Source organism: Vibrio sp. ER1A (assembly GCF_000733315.1).
In the GTDB taxonomy this organism is placed as follows: Bacteria; Pseudomonadota; Gammaproteobacteria; order Enterobacterales; family Vibrionaceae; genus Vibrio; species Vibrio mediterranei.
Map to the genome: position 1 here is coordinate 410,110 of NZ_JPJA01000086.1, position 18,493 is coordinate 428,602.

The following is an 18,493-nucleotide window of genomic DNA, read 5'->3' on the forward strand; positions in this document are numbered from 1 at the left end:
CGCGGGTGAATAGTTACCTTCATTGTCCCAAGCTTTTTGACAAACATTTACGACTCTCGCAAGCTCTTCAATTGTATGATCTGCATTTATGGATAAACGGAGAATATGTCTACCGTTTGGAGTAGCTGGTGGAGCAAAAACAGAGCCAAAGATACCGTTGTCTTCGAAAAACTCTCTCGCTTTTATAGTGTTTTCAACATCACCAGTATCAATGCCAATAATCTGGGACTCACTCGGAATGCTAAACCCTATTTCACGTAACTTGTGATTGAGGTAATCTGCATTTTTCGCCAATGTCTTTCTCTTTTCATCGGCAGCGACGATGACATCAAACGTTTTACTCAGCCTTTTTAGTTCATAAGGTAACATTGCGGAGCTAAAAATAGCGGGAAACGCGACCATTGGGACACAATAATTTGTCTTGTTGTTTGCAAGTATAGCACCTGCTCTGTACGCAAAGGTCTTCGCTAGACTAGCAGTGATATAGTCGACATGCTCGGTTAGGCCTAGCTCAGCAACGAGACCTGCACCATTTGGTCCATGAGTACCTAATGAATGTGATTCATCAACGACGAGTGCGCAGTCGTATTCATAAGCAAGAGAGACCAGATCGACTAATGGGGCAATAGTTCCACTTGTGCTGTAGATAGAATCAACAAGAATAATGCCGCTACCATGTTTGTTCAGTTGCTTCTTTAAATGACGCACGTTGTTATGCATAAACATGTGAACGTTGGCACCTGCGATACGAGCACCTTCCCAAAGTGAGGCGTGGGCAAAGAAATCTACGTATACATTGGTGTCTTTATCGCATATTGCTTGAAGCAAATTAACGTTTGCTGTCCAACCTGACTGAGTAACTAAGCAACTATCAAACCCCGTCAAAGTTGCTAACTTAGTTTCGAAGTCGGTTTCTTTTTCGGCTCCGAGTAAGTAAACGCCAGACATCAGTAAGCTTTCATCATTCTCCATGATTCCTTGGATATGAGCTTCCTTGATTTCGCTATGACTATTGAGATTCAAATAATCATTTGTTTGCATCACAACGTCACCCTTTGATGGGCGACCACCGCAAACAACTGGCCTCTGGTCCGAATTAGAACTAATTCTGTCAGCGATGAAGAAGTCATGCTTCTGTGAAATAAAGTCTGGGAGAGCCTTCTTGATTTTTGTTAAGTGCATAACAGTTATTCTCTATGTAATTGAAGTCATATGTCGGCCGATGCATTAATTTATTGCCGAATAAAGAATAACTGTCACTAGTGGATATTTATTTCTTTGGTTATCTTTGCAAAATGAACTATAGTCTCTGTGAATTTATTAATTTTGCTTATACCTGTACGGGGTCTAAGCAATATCATTTCTGTGCTCAATTGATACTTATTGATATTTGTGTTACAAAAAGTTATTTTTCTTGTCCTAACTCCGGCCAGTACATTTTTATAAAACCAAAACTCACCCAGATAACCGCCAAAGTTGCTACAGATAACTCCAAAAAGCCGAAGTTGTGCAACCAATGCCAATGTGGGTACTCACCCTCGAAGAAATCCGTTAACCTGTACATCGCTATCGAACTGATGACTGAAGGAAAGGTAATCGCAGCGATGGATGGTTGAAATTTCAGTCTTAATAATCTGAAGTAACACAAGTAGATAAGTAACGTCATCGTGATGGCGATACCAGCTAGCGCACCCGTCAGTATAGGATCAGGTTCAGGGAAATTGACTAAGTATGCTGATAATGTGAGGTTGATCGGCGCTGCCATGATAGCGATAGTAGGCCTGGCTCTCTTGCGAAGCATACCTTCAAACACCAATCGATATAGAACCAGTGGTAGCATAAAGAAATATATTGCGATGCATACACTAGCAATGGTTTCGGAATATACCGTATGGCCAAATTGAGTTCCTGCTAATGAACTACTAATAAGTCCAACAGGATAAAGAAACCAACTTGGAACTATATTGGCAATTTTAAAATTCTTAATTTGATAGAAAAAGAATAATATCGCCATGAGTATATGCAACATCAACGCGGCAAACCAAAGAGGGTAGGCGATGAGTGGTCTTATAACGGCTAAGTAATCACACAGGATTAATAACGCCATACTCATTGGAGCCATTAAGCTGCCTGTTAATGGGTGCTTTATATCAGCAGAAAATATATGGCGATTGAGCAGATATTTTAACAGTACGGGAATTAACAGTAAGGCGCCGATAGTGGCTAAGACTGGCTGAATAGTCTTACCAAGTTCTGGTACATACATCGCCCAAGCGTGGCCGAGGCCGATCATTCCTAAAGCCAACGAGGCTTGAGAGGTGGGGACACTGTGAAACTGTGTCAGTCGTTTTAGGGCAGCAAGACTTGTTGTCACGAGGAGAGCTCTCTTTAATATCCTTATTATTATCTGCTAGCTCTTCGGGAAGAACTAGCAGTCTAGCCGTCTAATTATACACTGTTTGGATAGAAAGTGCGCTCAGTTTTCCTTGCGTGGTAGATCTTCTTGTCGCAGTTTTTCGTTTTTGATGGTTCGGTGTAGTAGTTGACTATAGATAGGTTGACCACCCATTGCTTGAGCAATCACAGTCGCGCCTAACGCTGTGATGATAAGGGGTAAGATCAAGTGGTAGTTATTAGTCATTTCAATGACTAGTAAAATCCCAGTAATCGGTGCTCGTACCGTTGCAGAGAAGAGTGCGCCCATCCCTGCGATTGCAAAGACCCCCGGTTCTATTGGCAATTCAGGAAATAGCGCCTTTGCTGTTAATCCAAAGGCATAGCCGAAGGACGTTCCCAATGCCAACATAGGTGCAAAAATACCGCCTGGTGCACCAGAACCAAAACAAATAAGGGTAGTAAGCACTCTACCGATAAACAGCAATACCAAGACGGAAGCGCTAAAACTGCCATTTGTAATATCCGGAATAATACCGATACCGCCACCAGTTAATTCCGGTACATAAAGGAGGAGCAGTCCGAAACATCCGCCAATAATAGAGCCCGTAAATAGGAAGCGCTTAAGGTCGTTTTTATGAATGCGTACAAACAAGTCCTGAAACACGGTAACTAGCTTATTGAACGCAACACCAAATACACCGAAAAGTGCACCCAAAACCAGAAATAACCACAACACATTAAGTTCTGGTGAACCATATTGTGGAATGGAGATAACGGCGCTTTGGCCATTAATATAGCGAAAAACCAACGTCGCGGTTACTGCTGAGATCAGTACGGCTTTAATAGAAATAAGAGAGTAGCGAAAATGCGGACGCATCTCTTCGACAACAAACATGATACCGGCAAGAGGGGCGTTAAACGCAGCCGCGAGACCGCCTGCGGCACCGGACGCAAGTAAGGTATGGCGACTGTCATCGTTTTTTACTCGGAAAATATCTGTCACCATCCGAGCTAAGTTGCCGCCCATTTGTACCGTTGGGCCTTCTCGACCAAGTACCATACCTGAACCAAGAGCTCCTAAGCCACCAAAGAACTTAACGGGTAACACGCGCCACCAACGAACTGGTCGCATATTATCCATCGCACCCTCAATTTCAGGAATACCTGATCCAGCGGCCTCTGGTGCAAATTTATGGACCAAAAAATATCCAATGAAGGCGAGTAATGCACTAATTAGAAAAGCTGATAACCACAGAGGAAGGACTGAACCAATTTCGTCGCGAAGCCACTCTGTGCGGGTCTCAGTTACGAAGTGAACACCAAGTTCAAACAATGTGCCTACCAAACCTGCAAGTACACCCACAACACAAGACAGCAAAAGCACTGAGATAGGTGTTGTGTCCCTCGAGAGAAATTGATTAATCGTTCCGCGTGGCACATGGGCAAGTAACGACTGTTTGATTCTTTCTCTCTTTGTCATTGTATTTAAAGACCTTGGTTCTTCGGATTGGCGGGAATGTATAAGTAAAATTATACGACTTAGAACAATTGGCAACAGTGGTAAAGATGAAAAGTAGTATTCCAAATTTAATGTTGCTCAGTGTTGCAGCATTTTGTGATTCACCTCAATGTTCTGTACTTGCAATAATCCAGATATGTACCATATTTAAAGCGTAGGGATTGTATTCGACGAGCATGGAGGATTTGAAAACCCTACGTACAATTTGGATGTGCAACAAACACATACTACTGCCCCGTAAATTATCTCAGCCGCGTTAACAAGGTTCAGAGATTCGCAAACTCACGATTGAGTAACGGGGGATCAAGGCGCGCGCAAAGTGCGCCTTTTGTCTTTTGGTCTTTTTTACTCATTCCTAAACCTATTCAATATAGAACCTACGAGTCACTTAGGTATATACTCATACCAAAGCAATATTCAGAGAGTTCATCATGTCAAATCAAGTACCTACCAATATCATCACTGGTTTTCTTGGTGTGGGTAAAACCACCACAATACTTAATCTACTTAAATCAAAACCCGAGAATGAAAACTGGGCGGTACTCGTTAATGAGTTTGGCGAAGTCGGTATTGACGGCGCAATGATGGCTGAAGGTGGTGCACTCATCAAAGAAGTCCCTGGCGGTTGTATGTGCTGCACTGCAGGTGTTCCGATGTCGGTAGGCATCAACGTTCTGTTAAGACAAAAGCCAGATCGTTTGATAATCGAACCTACGGGGTTGGGGCATCCCAAACAGGTCATTAAGACGTTAACATCAGAGCAGTACACTGATTATATTGATTTAAAAGCGACGATTGCGTTGGTGGACCCGCGTAATTTATCCGATGATAGGCATTTATCTAATGCCAACTTTAATGACCAACTTAGTGTCGCAGAGGTTGTGATCGGTAATAAAGTGGATCAATGCACCGCTGAAGATGTCGATGTATTCAATGATTGGGTTACGGATCAAACGCCTGCCAAGATTTTCCACAAACTGGTAAAAAACGGCGTGCTTCCGATAGAGGTATTGGATATAGAGCGACGAGTTCAAGAAACGGAATCTTCTGCTCACTCTCACGACTTTCACGACCATAGCGATCTTGAACCGGTGTTCGAGTTATCTCCTGAAAAACCATTTATCCGCCGCGAGAATCAGGGACAAGGTTACTTTAGTTGTGGTTGGATTGTTGGTGCGGAACATACATTCGATTTTGACCAGTTGTTCTCAATGTTCAGTGATTTGAATGCAGAGCGCATTAAGGCAGTAGTAAACACAGATAAAGGTTGTTATGCCTTTAACGTTGCTAATCGCGTTGTTTCCGTCAATCAAATGTCGTTAGAAGGCTATGAATCGCGAATTGAAGTCATCGATAGTGAGCTCCTGCCATGGGAGCAATTGGAGACAGTACTCCTTCGCTTATGTGGCTTACGTTAAGGTATGGACTCAAATGAACTTCTAAAGACGGCTTCTACCAGACAGATCATTGATGTGCAGTGGCTTCGGTCTCTTGACGAGGCCGCTAAGCGCTACGGTCTCGATATTGCAACGTATCGCGGCGGCATTAAGGATTGGCACGAACAAATGGAGAGGCCAAAAGTCTCCCTCGATTTGCTGGAAGAAGCGATCGCGCTGGTGGAAGCGCACCCTGCCGCGTTTGATATTGTGATAGATGCTGGTACCAGTATTACGGCAAATCATCTTGGTGTACTTGGTGCATTTTTATATAGCGCTCCCAGTGTTGATGTGATGTTGAAGTTCTTTGAAGCATTTTCATTAGTGTTTTGTCCAGCTGTAAAGTTGGTGTTTATTCATCGCCTTAATGAGAAGTCTGAACTTTGGATGCTCAGACACGATAACGACAAAGGTATGCCGACCTTTTCCAACCTAGGCTTCAGTTATTACTGTATTGCCTTAATTACTTTTATTCGGTCGACACAAAAGGAAGCGTGCACTGTAGAGTTTTTCTTTGGACGAGATCCTCTAGATGACGACGTCATAGAGTCATTAGAACAGAGATTTAATTGCCGGATTTTTTATGGGCATAAAATCCGACGCATTACCTTACCAAGCTGGTTTGTCAACAAGCCATGCACCTACGCAAACTCTGAGCTTAACTCGACATTAGTGGCACCGATGCATTACAGTGCCGAAAGCACCATGGATTCGAGTTTAGCTGAGCAGGTGTTTGCCATTTTTAAGCAGTATGAGGTCACAGATATAACGATTGACTCTGTGTCTCGGCATTTTCATATGAGTAGTAGAACACTAACGCGAAAACTCAGTGCGCAGTCTTTGTCGTTTCGAACTTTGCTAGACCGTTACAAATTAGAACGAGCGATTTCGTTGTCCGCCAACCCAAGCACAAACCTCACTCAAATTGCCTTAGAAGTTGGTTTTAAAGATCTCAGCTCCTTCTCCAGAGCTTTCAAACGTTGGACTGGGGAATCACCGAAATCGCTGTTCAATAGTCGATAAATCACCTCTTTACTAACTCGCTCAACCAATTGGCTTTTATCTTTTAAGAACACCTTGCACCTATGACTGGGTAGTCTATTGTTATTATTGAAATAACAATAACTTGCACGTGTTAGAAGGGAAGCTAAATGGGTGTGATGGTAAGAGTTTTATTAGCACTAGTTAGTGTCGGTTTCACATCGTCGTCAGTTAGCTCTGAACTTGAAGGGGCTTCCTTTGTTGGCAGTGATGCTTGTATTGAATGTCATGCTAAGGAAGTCGAGTCATGGACAGGCTCTGACCATGAGCGAGCCATGGATCACGCGACGTCGGAGAGTGTTCTAGCCGATTTCAATAATGTTCAGTTCAAGTATCAAGGGAACACGAATCGCTTCTATAAGAAAGACGACGAATTCTGGGTCAATATTCAGGGACCTGACGGTGACTTCCACGACTATCAAATTCTTTACACTTTCGGTCATTATCCACTTCAACAATATATGGTCCAGTTTGATGACGGTCGTGTACAACTGATACCTTTTACATGGGATTCGAGAGACAAGGAGTCTGGCGGACAAAGGTGGTATCACCTCTACCCAGATACGACGCCAAACGATGAGTTTTATTGGACCAACTCTGGTCAAAATTGGAACTTCATGTGTGCAGATTGCCATTCTACAAACTTACACAAAGGCTACGACAAAGCCACCAATCAATATGAAACCACTTGGTCTGGGATTAATGTCGGTTGTGAAGCCTGTCATGGTCCTGCTAGTGTCCATATAGAGCTTGCAAAGCAAGGCAGTGACGGGAGCTTTAGGACTGTTGACCACTACGGTTTCAATCGTGATTTATCTCAAGCGGTGACAAGCTGGGTATTCAAGCAAGGGAAATCGACGTTACAACCTAGTGATATTAAATCGACCCAACAGGTAAAGGTGTGTGCTCAGTGTCATAGTCGACGTGTCCAGCTCACTGAAGACTACGATCATGTACAAGGCGAGATTTTGGACCGTTATTTGGTTTCCAACCTTACGCAAGAACTTTATCACGCCGATGGTCAAATCTACGATGAAGTGTATGTGCTTGGCTCATTCGAACAGTCGAAAATGGCTCAAATGGGCGTCACGTGTACCAATTGTCATGACCCACATACAGCCAAGCTTAAAATCCCGGAAGAAAGTGTTTGCTTACAATGTCACATCGCGTCTGAATATAGCTCGGAAAATCATACATTCCATCAAAAAGGTAGTGAAGCAGACAAGTGTACGACTTGTCACATGCCAGAAACTACTTATATGGACGTCGACCCAAGAAGAGACCACAGTTGGCACGTTCCTCGTCCAGACCTCACACAACATATCAAAACGCCCAATGTCTGTACGACTTGCCATGAAAGTGAGTCACCTGAGTGGGCTAGTAAAACGCTTGCGGTATGGTTCCCTGAATCTGAATACCAAAATAGCCAGCATTATGGAATTGCCTTCTATGCAAGTGCCATAGGGCACCGCGCTGCCGCGGATGCCTTATCGTACATTGGGCAAGATAACTCTGAAGCTTCAATCGTAAGAGCATCAGCGTTGCAACGTCTAGCCAATTATCCTGGCCAAAATAGTTTGATAGCGCTCGGGCGTGCTGTAAAAAACAGCGATGCAATGGTTCGGGTAGGGGCTATCCAAGGCAGTGAGCCTTATCCTTCACACCAACGCTGGCAAATTATCTCGCCGTTATTGACTGATCCAGTACTAGCTGTTCGAACTGAAGCCGCTGGCGCGTTAGCGCGTTATTGGCAGGAGCTAAATCCTCTTCAAAAAGATCAACTAAAGCCTGCGTTAAAAGAATATATAGCAGTACAAGAATTTAACTCTGACAGAGGTTTTGGTCGCACCAATCTAGGTAACGTTTACGCCGCTCAAGGTAAGACAAAGCTGGCCATTGCAGAGTACGAAGGTGCCATTCTTGTTGAACCATACTTTGCCAATAGTTATATCAATCTGGCGGACCTTTATCGTGCTCAGGGTCAAGAGGCATTGACCGAGCAGACTCTACAGTTGGGCATCAAAAATCAGCCAAACTCAGCGGCAATTCGTTACAGCGCCGCGCTTTCCAAACTAAGACAGGGTGAAAAACTGGCAGCATCTGACTTATTAAAACAAGCGGTAGACCTAGAAGAAGACAATGCTCAGTACTGGTACGTTTATGGTTTATCGATGGAGTCTATTAATCTAGGGCAGGCAATCTCTGCTCTGAACCAAGCGTTCAAGCTCAGTCGAAATCCAGAACAGTTATACGCACAATGTGACATGCTGTTGAAATACCAAAAGCCTGAATCGAAGGCTTGTTTGCAGCAATTGTCGCAATTCGCACCTAAGGAAGTAATAGAGCAACTACAATCACGTTATTAAAGTGCGATGAGCATTATCAATATAACTAAAAGTTATGACCGCTAACGATAGTATGAAGGGTATGTGTTATCGCCTAAATTAAGTGTAGCTGGAAGGGTAAACGAATGAATCAAGCACAAACAGAGCTTAACCGCCTAATATCTGAAGTTGGTGAGTCAGTGATCGGACAACAGCATGTGGTCACTGCACTGGTGGTTGGGCTTATTACCAATGGTCATATTCTTCTAGAAGGCTTGCCAGGTACGGCCAAAACGCGCTCTATCAAAGCGTTAGCGGATCGTCTACATACAAGTTTTGGTCGTATTCAGTTTACCCCTGATTTGTTGCCTTCCGACGTGACAGGCACCGAAATCTATCAAGATGTGGATGGGAAACCTCAGCTACATTTCCAATCCGGACCTATCTTCAACAGCATTGTGTTGGCGGATGAGATCAATCGAGCTCCTGCTAAGGTTCAAGCCGCCTTGTTGGAAGCAATGGCAGAAGGCACGGTCACCGTGGGTGGCGAAAGTCACTCTCTCCCGGAGCTATTTATGGTGCTAGCGACACAAAACCCTATCGAGCAAGAAGGGACTTATCCATTACCAGAAGCACAAATGGATCGCTTTATCATGAAAGTGACGGTGGATTATCCAGAAGACGAAGCCGAGAAAGACATCATTCGCCTAGTTCGTGATGAAGAACTGGGAGCGCGTTCGAGTACAACAAAGAGCAATAGCTCTGAATCTTCCATCTCACCCGAGTCGGTGTTTGTTGCTCGTGAAGAAATGGCAAAGATAGAAGTATCTGACATCGTTGAAAACTACATTGTGGGATTAGTGATGGCTACGAGGCAGCCACACCGTTACCCAGATTCCTCGTTACAAGATTGGATTTTAGTGGGCGCTTCGCCTCGTGCGTCTATCGCTCTGGATAAATGCAGTCGAGCCTATGCGTGGTTACAAGGCCGCTCTCATGTAGAGCCAGATGATGTGCGTGCCGTGGCTCATATGGTTCTGGGTCATCGGGTAGCGCTGTCATACAACGCGCTCGCAGAGCAAATCACTCAGAAGGATGTCGTCGACCGTCTATTGGATGTTGTGGCTATTGGCTAACCGCAGAGGTAGATAATATGGCTCACAATACCGAGGCGCCACTCGATACTCGCATTTATACTCCATACGCCCGATTGGTGAAACTGCAATCGCAAGTTCAAGCTTTCTCACTATTGCCACACTTGATGGCGCAGTCGGCAATGTCTGGCAGACACAGTTCTCCGTTTCGCGGTCGTGGTCTTAACTTCGAAGAATTGCGACATTATCAGCTTGGTGATGACATTCGTAATCTCGATTGGAAGGTCACGATGCGTACTGGTAAACCACATGTCAGAACCTATACCGAAGAGAAAGATCGTAACTTTATTCTGTGTATTGACCAGCGAAGCGGGATGTGTTTTTCGTCAGTCGATACGATGAAATCGGTTGTTGCAGCTGAAGTTGGCGCACTGGCTGCTTGGCGAATCATAAAAGACAACGACCGTGTGGGTTTTATCATTAATCATAGTGACCACATCGAGTACATAAAACCACAGCGCTCGCAAAATCATCTGCTACATGGACTTAAGCGCTTGTGTCACGCAAATCAATCCCTTGGCTTACACAGTGAAGACAGTGACAACGTAGGCTTTGCGGCGACCATATCTATGCTTGGTAATCTGGGGTTAAAAAACGCCACCGTAGTTTTCATATCGGATTGGTCAGACGCGACAGAGCATGATATTGACCGACTGAAATACCTACAACAGCACAATGACATCCTCAGCGTAATCATCTCGGACCCACTAGAACGTCGACTACCTGATGAGATTCTTGATGCGTCAACGTTAGTGTTTGGCGATGGTAAGTATCAGCTAAGTGTGACAGAGAAACATAAACTCAATGCCGCCAATGCTGGTTTGGCCGCCCAATCTCAAAGCAAACTGGAAAGCTTACGCCAGCTTATGTCGATAAAAAAATTACCTGTGATTGAACTGACGACCGATGGTGACCACATTGCCAGGTTTAAACGAGCTGTAGGAGGGTTTAGCTCATGACTCAACCTGCACCTAGCTCTTACATTTTGCGTAATATGCTCGAAGTGCCTAATCCTGATCCTGTTAGTTGGTTGCCACAAACCATTGGATGGCAACTTATCGGATTACTCATCGTTCTATTCATTGGCGTTAAACTTTTTCGCGGCTATTGTCGCCATTCTATGCTTCGTTACCGAAGAGAAGCACTCGACATACTGCAAAGCAACAAAACATCAAAACAGCGCGACCAGATGTGTTACGACGTACTAAAAAGTGTCACGCAGTACCTCAAGATCTCTCAATCTCAGCAATATGGAACAGCATGGATAGAGCAATTGAACCGCTATGTCAGTTCTGATGCTCAATTTAATGTTGAGTTGGGTGGAAAATGGTTACGCACTTTACTGAGTTCAAAAGTGACACTAGACGCTTCGGAATCAGAACATATTTATCAACAAGTACATAGGTGGATTGAACGTCACCCCGTACCTAATTGGCTTAAACAGTATTGGCAGGCAAAACAAGTGATTGCTCGCAGTCTTAGTAGAATTGGTATTCAAGGAGGTCAGCGATGAGTTGGTCTACCTTAACACTGACGTATCCGCTGTGGCTTTTGCTTCTGCCGCTGCCAGTGGTTATCTATCGATTTGTACCTGCATACAAGACCAAGCAAAGTGCCATCAAAGTCCCTTTCTTTAATAAGTTGCTGGATATTTTGGGTGAGCAGCCAGAACTTGGTGCCAGCCAATTGCAACCCTCTTGGTGGCAACGTGGAATACTGATCGTTTCATGGTGCTTATTGGTTATTGCAATGACCAAGCCTACGGTATTGGGCGAGCCACAAACGAGAGAGAAGCTTGGTCGAGACGTGATGGTCGCGGTTGATTTATCGGGCTCTATGTCTGAGATGGACTTCTCTTCTTCAGATGGTCGGGCGGTCTCAAGGCTTGATGCTGTCAAAAGTGTCCTGCATGAGTTCGTTGCAACGCGAGAAGGTGATCGACTTGGTCTGATACTGTTTGGTGATGCGGCTTATCTTCAAACGCCTTTCACCGCGGATCACGATGTCTGGCTTGCGTTACTTGATCAGACTGAAGTGGCGATGGCAGGGCAGAGCACGCATCTAGGGGATGCGATAGGTCTGGCGATTAAGGTATTTGAACAATCTGAATCGTCAAAAGACAAAGAGAAAGTAGTCGTGGTACTGACCGATGGTAATGACACTGGCAGTTTTGTAGAACCTAAAGATGCAGCTATTGTCGCGGCGGCAAAAGGTGTGCGTATTCACGTGATTGCGATGGGCGATCCCGCCACCATCGGTGAACAGGCTCTGGATATGGCCACGATCGATAATATTGCTAGCCAATCAGGTGGTCAGGCATTTCAGGCACTAGACCAAGAAGCACTTCAACAAGCGTACCAAACGATTGGTGAGTTAGAGCCGAAGTTGTACGAAAGTACTCAATACCGACCTAAACAAACCGTGCACCAGTATTTATTGATGGTAGTAGTCATCTTGTATTTGATTGCCTTTTCAACCGCAACGCTACGCCGTCGGTATAGTCAACCTCGCGAACTTAACGAGACCAATCAAACAGGGAGAAACATCTAATGAACTCCCTAGTCGTCGAGCAAATTATTTCTCAGTTCCATTTTATGCGTCCCTATTGGTTGCTTGCTTTTGTGCCATTAGCCTTGCTGTTGCTACTTCGTTGGCGCAGAGAATCATCGACTGCTTGGAAAACCATCATTCCTGAGCATCTGCAAAAGGCATTGGTTATTGGCGAGCAAGGGTGGAAAAGCCAGCTGCCACTTAAACTCCTTAGCGCGATTCTTGGCTTAGCTATTATTGTTTGTGCAGGGCCGACTTGGCAGCGTGAGGCCTCACCATTTGGTGAGGATCAAGGCGAGTTAGTGATAGTACTCGATACCAGCCAATCGATGATGCAAAGTGATTTACCGCCTTCTCGACTCGAGCGTGCCAAGTACAAAATTCGTGACTTACTGCAAGCTCGTCAAGGTGGAAAAACATCGCTTATTGTCTTTGCTGGCAGCGCTCACACCGCGATGCCAATGACAGAAGATAATCAGGTGTTCTTGCCGTTCTTAAACGTTATTTCACCAGAAGTGATTCCTGTTCAGGGTAAGAGTGCCCAAGCCGCTATCCCTCAAATACAGTCGCAGCTTAAAGGCAGTTCATCGGGTTCAGTGCTCATTATCTCAGATGGCGTAGCATCAGAGGCGATTGACCAGTATAAGACGGCGTTTGAAGACTCAAACGTGCTCGTCATGGTGATGGCGGTAGGCAGTGAACGCAACCAATCAAGCGCAGCAACAGACTGGGAAAGCCTAAAGCAGCTTGCCAATGACACTGGTGGAAGGTACTACGCGTTGAGTATCGACAACACTGATGTTGAACAAATTGCTACTGATGTTGAAAGGCACATGCAAATCTCGGGAGAGTCAGCTATGCCTTGGCGCGATATGGGCTACTATCTGGTCTTTCCGATTATGCTGCTAGCTTTGCTTTGGTTCAGAAAGGGTTGGTTGGTGCAATGGATGTTCATCGCAACCTTATTAAGTCCAAATATTTTGGTTCCAGAAGCACAAGCGGAAACGGTGTCGTCGGTGGCGAAAACCGAGATAACGGCACAACCAGTCTCACAAGTGGATCAATTCTGGATATCAACGAAACAAGCGTGGATGAATCTTTGGCTGACACCAGAGCAACAAGGGCAGAGGTATTTTGAGCGTGGAGAGTTTCTAAAAGCGGCAGAGCACTATCAAGAGCCTTTGAACAAAGGTATCGCTTATTACTACGGCCGCGATTTTAAGTCAGCACAAGCGCAGTTTTTGCAAGTTCAAAATAACGATCTCGGTACCCTTTACTTGGGCAATGCATTAGCACGACAACGAGAATACTTGGCAGCAAAAAATCTCTATCGTGCACTCGCCAAAGACGCACAATCTGATGATATTGCAGAAATGGCGACGCATAACTATCAGGTGATGCAATCGCTTGTTGACGAAATAAACCGATTCAGTGAAAGCCAAAAAGGGACCACAGATGGCCCAGAAGAATCTACAGAGCTTGGTGATAATCCTCAAACGGCAGATGGCGCTGATGAAACGACGACATCGGAAATGATGCTAAAAGAGACGCTCAATGCACGGGAAATTCTAGGAAGTGAAGAACTGGCTGATAAATGGCTAAGCCGAGTGGAAGCCGATCCTAAAAACTTCTTACGCAATAAATTCCAGATTCAACTGCGTGACACTCAGAGAGGTCAAACTCAATGATTTTTCGACTTTGCTATGTAAAACGATTGAGCTTACTGCTTGTTAGCACTTTCTTGCTGACGTTCTCTGTACAATCGAATGCAGCTATGACCATCAACGAACTTGAACGTGTAGGAGGCGTAGAAATCAAATCTTGGCTCAGTAAAGGAGCTACCGCGTCTGAACCGGCTGCCATTAGAGAACAGGTGATATTGTACATTGAGGTATCGACACCTCGTTGGTTTACAGGTGGTACTCGCATTTCGGCTTTTGGTATGCCCGATCTTATTGTCAAACAGCGAAATCAGCTCGCGACCAATTATACTGAGAGAAAAAACGGCCAAACATGGTCACGTCAGCGTTGGGAGATTACGCTTTACCCCCAGCAAAGTGGTGAATATCGTTTACCTAAAGTTCCCGTCAGAGTTCAAGTGTCAGCACCTGATGGAACTAACGTGCAAGGTACACTCTATACCAAGCCGATGTCGCTTTTTACTCAACTTCCAGATGCGTCCTTTACTCCAAATAAGCCTTGGTTTGTTGCCAGCAACGTCAAGGTTTCGGAACATTGGCAGCAGTCATCTGAGAAGCTGGAAGCAGGAGATAGCCTGACAAGAAAAGTAACCATTACGGCTGATGACACGTTATCAATACTATTGCCTCCACTAGACAGTGAACAATCCATCGTGGGCACTAAGTCTTACCCCAAACCAAGTGTGCTGACTGATAGTCAGACTCGTGGAAACTATCAATCGACCCGAACCGATGAGACCGTTTATATACTGACAACAGGTGGTGAGATCACGTTTCCAAAGCAGACGATTCGTTGGTGGGATAGCGAGTCGCAGTCTGTCAAAGAAGTCACACTAGCGACTAAAAAAATAACCGTTGCTCACACTTGGCGATCTTTATTGAATACCTATTGGTCGCAGATAGCTATACTGATAAGTGCCTCTATTGTATTGATAGGATTGACGATCTTTGTAAATCGCTATTATAAGCTTCACCCTAAACCGCCTTGGTGGCTGTTCCAACAAGCCGTAAGAAGACAAGATTGGCCTAAGGTAAGAACGTTACTTTATCTAAAAGGTCGAAAGCGTACTGCCAACCTAGAACTAAAGCGAATGTACGACAGTGATAAGTGGCGAGCGGAAAGTGAGTACATTCAGAGGCAGACGCCAAACAAAGAAAATAGCTATTGGCTGTGGCGTCAGTTGAAAAGTAGCAAACAACAACAGCGCGTAAGTGACTTAAAAGGCCTTGATAAATGGCGCTGAGCACCATGCGTTAAGTTAAGGTAATAATGAAAAATACTGAGCTAAACCTAATTCCCGTATTCGTTGCAATCTATGAAGAGCAAAGTCTTTCTAGCGCGGCTTCAAGGTTGGGAATTAGTCAGCCTGCCGTCAGCAAGGCGTTAAAGCGACTAAGAGAAATCTATGATGACTCGCTATTTCATCGCAACGCTAGCGGCGTAGAGCCAACTACGTTTGCCAATGATATCTATCCGGCGTTAGCCACCTCTTTAAAGAACTTTACTTCGACGCTAGAAGCTTCTAGAGACTTTAACCCAAAGACATCGACCAAGACATTCTCGATAGCCTCAGTGTCCGCTGCCAATTATGCGATATTGCCAGAGCTGTTGGTTCGTATTTCCAAAATTGCACCCAAAGTATCTCTAGAAGTTCATCCTTTGTTTACTGAGGACCATGAGTCTGATTTACGCCTGCAGCGATACGATTTGGTCATTGATAGAACTCGAAGTGAAACTCCAACGTTGAAAGTTAGAGAGATTTTTAGGGAAAAGCTGTACGTGGTAGTCGCCAATAATCACCCACGTATAACCGGAGACACGATTACTACCGAGCAATATTTAGCAGAGCAGCATGTGGTGATGTCTCAATGGCAGACACGTAAAAGCTTCTTTAATGAAAAGGACTTCCCCGAATTCGGTAAACGTAAAATTATGTACCGAGCGGCGGGTGAGGTAGATATGTTGCCAGCGATTAGCCAAACTGACGCAATAGGTATTATTACCCACTCAACATTCAACAAGTTTGCTGTTGGTCTAGATGTTAAGGCATTGATGATGCCATTTGGCGCATCAGATTATGGACTAAGCATGGTTTGGCACCCGAGTCGCAACTCGGATGCGGCGCATCAATGGTTAAGGCAACAGATTATTAAGATTGCCTCTCAAGTTAATTAATCTAAGGTCATTGCTTGTACATATGCTGATAGTCAGGAATATGGGCTTCCCAGCGAGCTGGCTCTCCAATGTAGCTCTTCAACTGATTAATGAACTCGGAAACCAGTAAGGTTTGTTTGCGATGTGGATAAATAGCGTAAATACCTGTGTCCTGAGTAGATAGGGTATAGTCGGTGAGTAATGGTACTAACCCTAATTCATCAATGGGTTTTTCCAAATTAAATAGGTCAATAACGCAGTAACCAATTCCATTCTGCGTTGCAGACATCATGGTTCGAACGTCATTGACCTTATAGTTCCCCTGCATTTTATAGCTAGTCATTTCTTTGCAGCTCGGTGTTCTACTCATTTTAAAACTATCAAGACATACATCGCCGTTATTATAGATGACGGCGGGCAGGGTAATGAGCTCTTCCGGTGTTTGTGGTGTCCCATGTTGCTTAAGGAACTCTTTAGAGGCAACGATGGCAAAGTTAGTCTTAGCCAGCTTTTTAGCAATTAAATTCGAGTCCGTTAACTTGCCCATTCGAATAGCTAGATCAAAGTGATCGGCGATGATATCGGTTTTTCTGTCGTCTAAATGCAACGTTACTTGAACGTTTGGATACTTTCTCATAAAGCAGCTAATAACGGGTTGAACATATTGCTGTCCCAAGAATACTGCAGAGACAATCCGTATTATCCCTTTCGGCTCAGAATGGTAAGAATCAGCAATTCCCTTTATGTTATCCAACGATTCTAACAGCACATGAGTTTCAGCAAGAATGTCCTCCCCAGCCGAGGTAAGAAAAAACGAACGAGTAGAGCGGTTGAGCAACTGCACGCCCAATGTCTCCTCGAGCTTTTTTATCTGCTTTGAGAGCGAGGAGTTATCCATATTATTGAGCGCCGCAGCTTTGGCGAATGAACCTTGCTGGACGACATCCACGAAGAGCCGAAGCTGATGAGTAATAGACATTTTGACCAATTATTTTTGGGGAAACGTCTTCATACTAGTGGACTGGCTTCCTGATTGGAAGGTGTGTCATAAGGTTTGATGTCAAGGTCATCACTCCAAAACTGAAAGTACGCAGTTTCGACCTTGCTCTTTGGCTTTGTATAGCTGTTGGTCTGCTCGCTCCATAAAGTACATAAAATCTTCGTGTTCTTCGGGGATGTGTGTGAATACCCCGATGGATGTTGTGATAGCGCTGGAATTTGACGTATCAATCAGACATTGTTGTTCGAGCGTACTTCTCACTTGTTCCGCTATTTCAATGACCTGTTGATGTTCAGCGCAGCACACAACTACCAGGAATTCATCGCCGCCCATCCTAAAGATAAAGTCGTTTTTACGGCAGAAATTTGATGCTAATACGTGACTAAAGTGAGTGATGGCTTCGTCCCCTCGAGCATGCCCGAGTGTGTCGTTTAGATGCTTGAAGTTGTCGAGATCGAGAGATATAAAGCTTAAGTAACTATTCTCTACTTTCGCTCTTAACAAGGCTTCTTGTGCCATCATCATAAAGTATCGGCGATTGAATAAACCAGATAACTCGTCGGTGACTGCCAGTTGCTGGAGCTTGTCATTGAGCGCTTTTAGTTCTTTCTCCGCAACGATGCGACGATTCTTCTCTCTAATAAGCTCAATCGCATGAGAGGAGAGCTCAAAGTACATATTTAAAATGGTGTCGGTCAGTGTTCCATGTTCACCAACGAGGGCGGCTTCGGCTTCGATTTTTGCTTGAGTTAAGTCGAGGGTACCCGTTGAAAGTGCGTTTAGCACCAAGCCCATTTTTTTGTCTTCATTGAGAATGTGCAGTAGCAGCCAGCGAATAAGAAAATGCAAAATTTGCTCGGTCGCTTCATGCCAGCCTACGCTCTTCGTTCGATGTTGTAGTCTAATAATCTCTGGCACAAAGGATTCGTGGTTGCCTTTATGAAGTTCACTCCAAGAATCTTGCTCAAAGTATTGTTGCCAAACGAGCTCTTCTTCCGTGAAATGGTAGCGAGCATAGTTAGCCAGTTCATCAAAAATGGTAGAAACTTGAAGCTGGTTATCGTACACCAAGGCATTAGCGAGTTTATTGATTAACGAAAATAGGTTTTTGTGTTGCTCGTCAATACTGGCTATTCCAGTTTCGAAATTGGAGTTCCAAGGAAAAAGCTCGATTTGGTTGCTAGACATCAATGGGCTATCTGTGATGACAAGTGATG

At 44.5% G+C, this 18,493-nt stretch carries 15 protein-coding genes; 10 read left to right on the top strand and 5 right to left on the bottom strand.

Annotation, left to right across the window (positions count from 1 at the left end):
- The 3 genes from cqsA to clcA all read right to left on the bottom strand — a co-directional run.
- A partial coding sequence (cqsA, locus tag HW45_RS09275) for an alpha-hydroxyketone-type quorum-sensing autoinducer synthase (protein ID WP_081875784.1) occupies positions 1–1,182 on the bottom strand: 1,182 nt, incomplete at its 3' end.
- 223 nt (positions 1,183–1,405) lie between these two features.
- Positions 1,406–2,293 (bottom strand): TDT family transporter, encoded by an 888-nt coding sequence (locus HW45_RS09280; RefSeq protein ID WP_231896692.1) that lies wholly within the window; start codon positions 2,291–2,293, stop codon positions 1,406–1,408.
- A gap of 183 nt (positions 2,294–2,476) precedes the next feature.
- Positions 2,477–3,877, bottom strand: a complete 1,401-nt coding sequence (gene clcA / locus HW45_RS09285; RefSeq protein WP_038226533.1) for a H(+)/Cl(-) exchange transporter ClcA — start codon at positions 3,875–3,877, stop codon at positions 2,477–2,479.
- Between the two features lie 470 nt (positions 3,878–4,347).
- Here clcA and HW45_RS09290 point away from each other — a divergent pair, with 470 nt between their 5' ends.
- From HW45_RS09290 to HW45_RS09335, 10 genes are all read left to right on the top strand, one after another.
- Positions 4,348–5,334, top strand: a complete 987-nt coding sequence (locus HW45_RS09290; protein WP_038226535.1) for a CobW family GTP-binding protein — start codon at positions 4,348–4,350, stop codon at positions 5,332–5,334.
- Between the two features lie 3 nt (positions 5,335–5,337).
- Positions 5,338–6,375 (top strand): helix-turn-helix transcriptional regulator, encoded by a 1,038-nt coding sequence (locus tag HW45_RS28355; RefSeq protein ID WP_051867960.1) that lies wholly within the window; start codon positions 5,338–5,340, stop codon positions 6,373–6,375.
- A 128-nt stretch (positions 6,376–6,503) separates the two neighbouring features.
- Positions 6,504–8,759, top strand: coding sequence for a multiheme c-type cytochrome (locus HW45_RS09300; RefSeq protein ID WP_038226536.1), 2,256 nt, complete (start codon positions 6,504–6,506; stop codon positions 8,757–8,759).
- A gap of 104 nt (positions 8,760–8,863) precedes the next feature.
- Positions 8,864–9,853, top strand: a complete 990-nt coding sequence (locus HW45_RS09305) for an AAA family ATPase (RefSeq protein ID WP_038226537.1) — start codon at positions 8,864–8,866, stop codon at positions 9,851–9,853.
- 17 nt (positions 9,854–9,870) lie between these two features.
- Entirely contained in the window at positions 9,871–10,830 is a 960-nt protein-coding gene (locus tag HW45_RS09310) for a DUF58 domain-containing protein (RefSeq protein WP_038226538.1), read from the top strand.
- A complete protein-coding gene (locus HW45_RS09315; RefSeq protein WP_038226540.1) occupies positions 10,827–11,384 on the top strand; it encodes a DUF4381 domain-containing protein in 558 nt (185 codons plus the stop codon). The genes HW45_RS09310 and HW45_RS09315 overlap by 4 nt, the downstream gene beginning before the upstream one ends.
- Positions 11,381–12,421 (top strand): vWA domain-containing protein, encoded by a 1,041-nt coding sequence (locus HW45_RS09320; protein WP_038226542.1) that lies wholly within the window; start codon positions 11,381–11,383, stop codon positions 12,419–12,421. The genes HW45_RS09315 and HW45_RS09320 overlap by 4 nt, the downstream gene beginning before the upstream one ends.
- Positions 12,421–14,109, top strand: coding sequence for a VWA domain-containing protein (locus HW45_RS09325; protein ID WP_038226544.1), 1,689 nt, complete (start codon positions 12,421–12,423; stop codon positions 14,107–14,109). Before HW45_RS09320 ends, HW45_RS09325 begins: the two co-directional genes overlap by 1 nt.
- Positions 14,106–15,365, top strand: a complete 1,260-nt coding sequence (locus HW45_RS09330) for a BatD family protein (protein ID WP_038226546.1) — start codon at positions 14,106–14,108, stop codon at positions 15,363–15,365. Before HW45_RS09325 ends, HW45_RS09330 begins: the two co-directional genes overlap by 4 nt.
- 26 nt (positions 15,366–15,391) lie before the next feature.
- A complete protein-coding gene (locus HW45_RS09335; protein ID WP_038222099.1) occupies positions 15,392–16,297 on the top strand; it encodes a LysR family transcriptional regulator in 906 nt (301 codons plus the stop codon).
- A 7-nt stretch (positions 16,298–16,304) separates the two neighbouring features.
- Here the strand turns inward: HW45_RS09335 and HW45_RS09340 are convergent, their stop codons facing one another.
- Both HW45_RS09340 and HW45_RS09345 read right to left on the bottom strand, forming a co-directional pair.
- Positions 16,305–17,255, bottom strand: coding sequence for a LysR family transcriptional regulator (locus HW45_RS09340; RefSeq protein WP_038226548.1), 951 nt, complete (start codon positions 17,253–17,255; stop codon positions 16,305–16,307).
- A 90-nt stretch (positions 17,256–17,345) separates the two neighbouring features.
- Positions 17,346–18,464 (bottom strand): bacteriohemerythrin, encoded by a 1,119-nt coding sequence (locus HW45_RS09345; protein ID WP_038226549.1) that lies wholly within the window; start codon positions 18,462–18,464, stop codon positions 17,346–17,348.
- Positions 18,465–18,493: the final 29 nt, after the last annotated feature.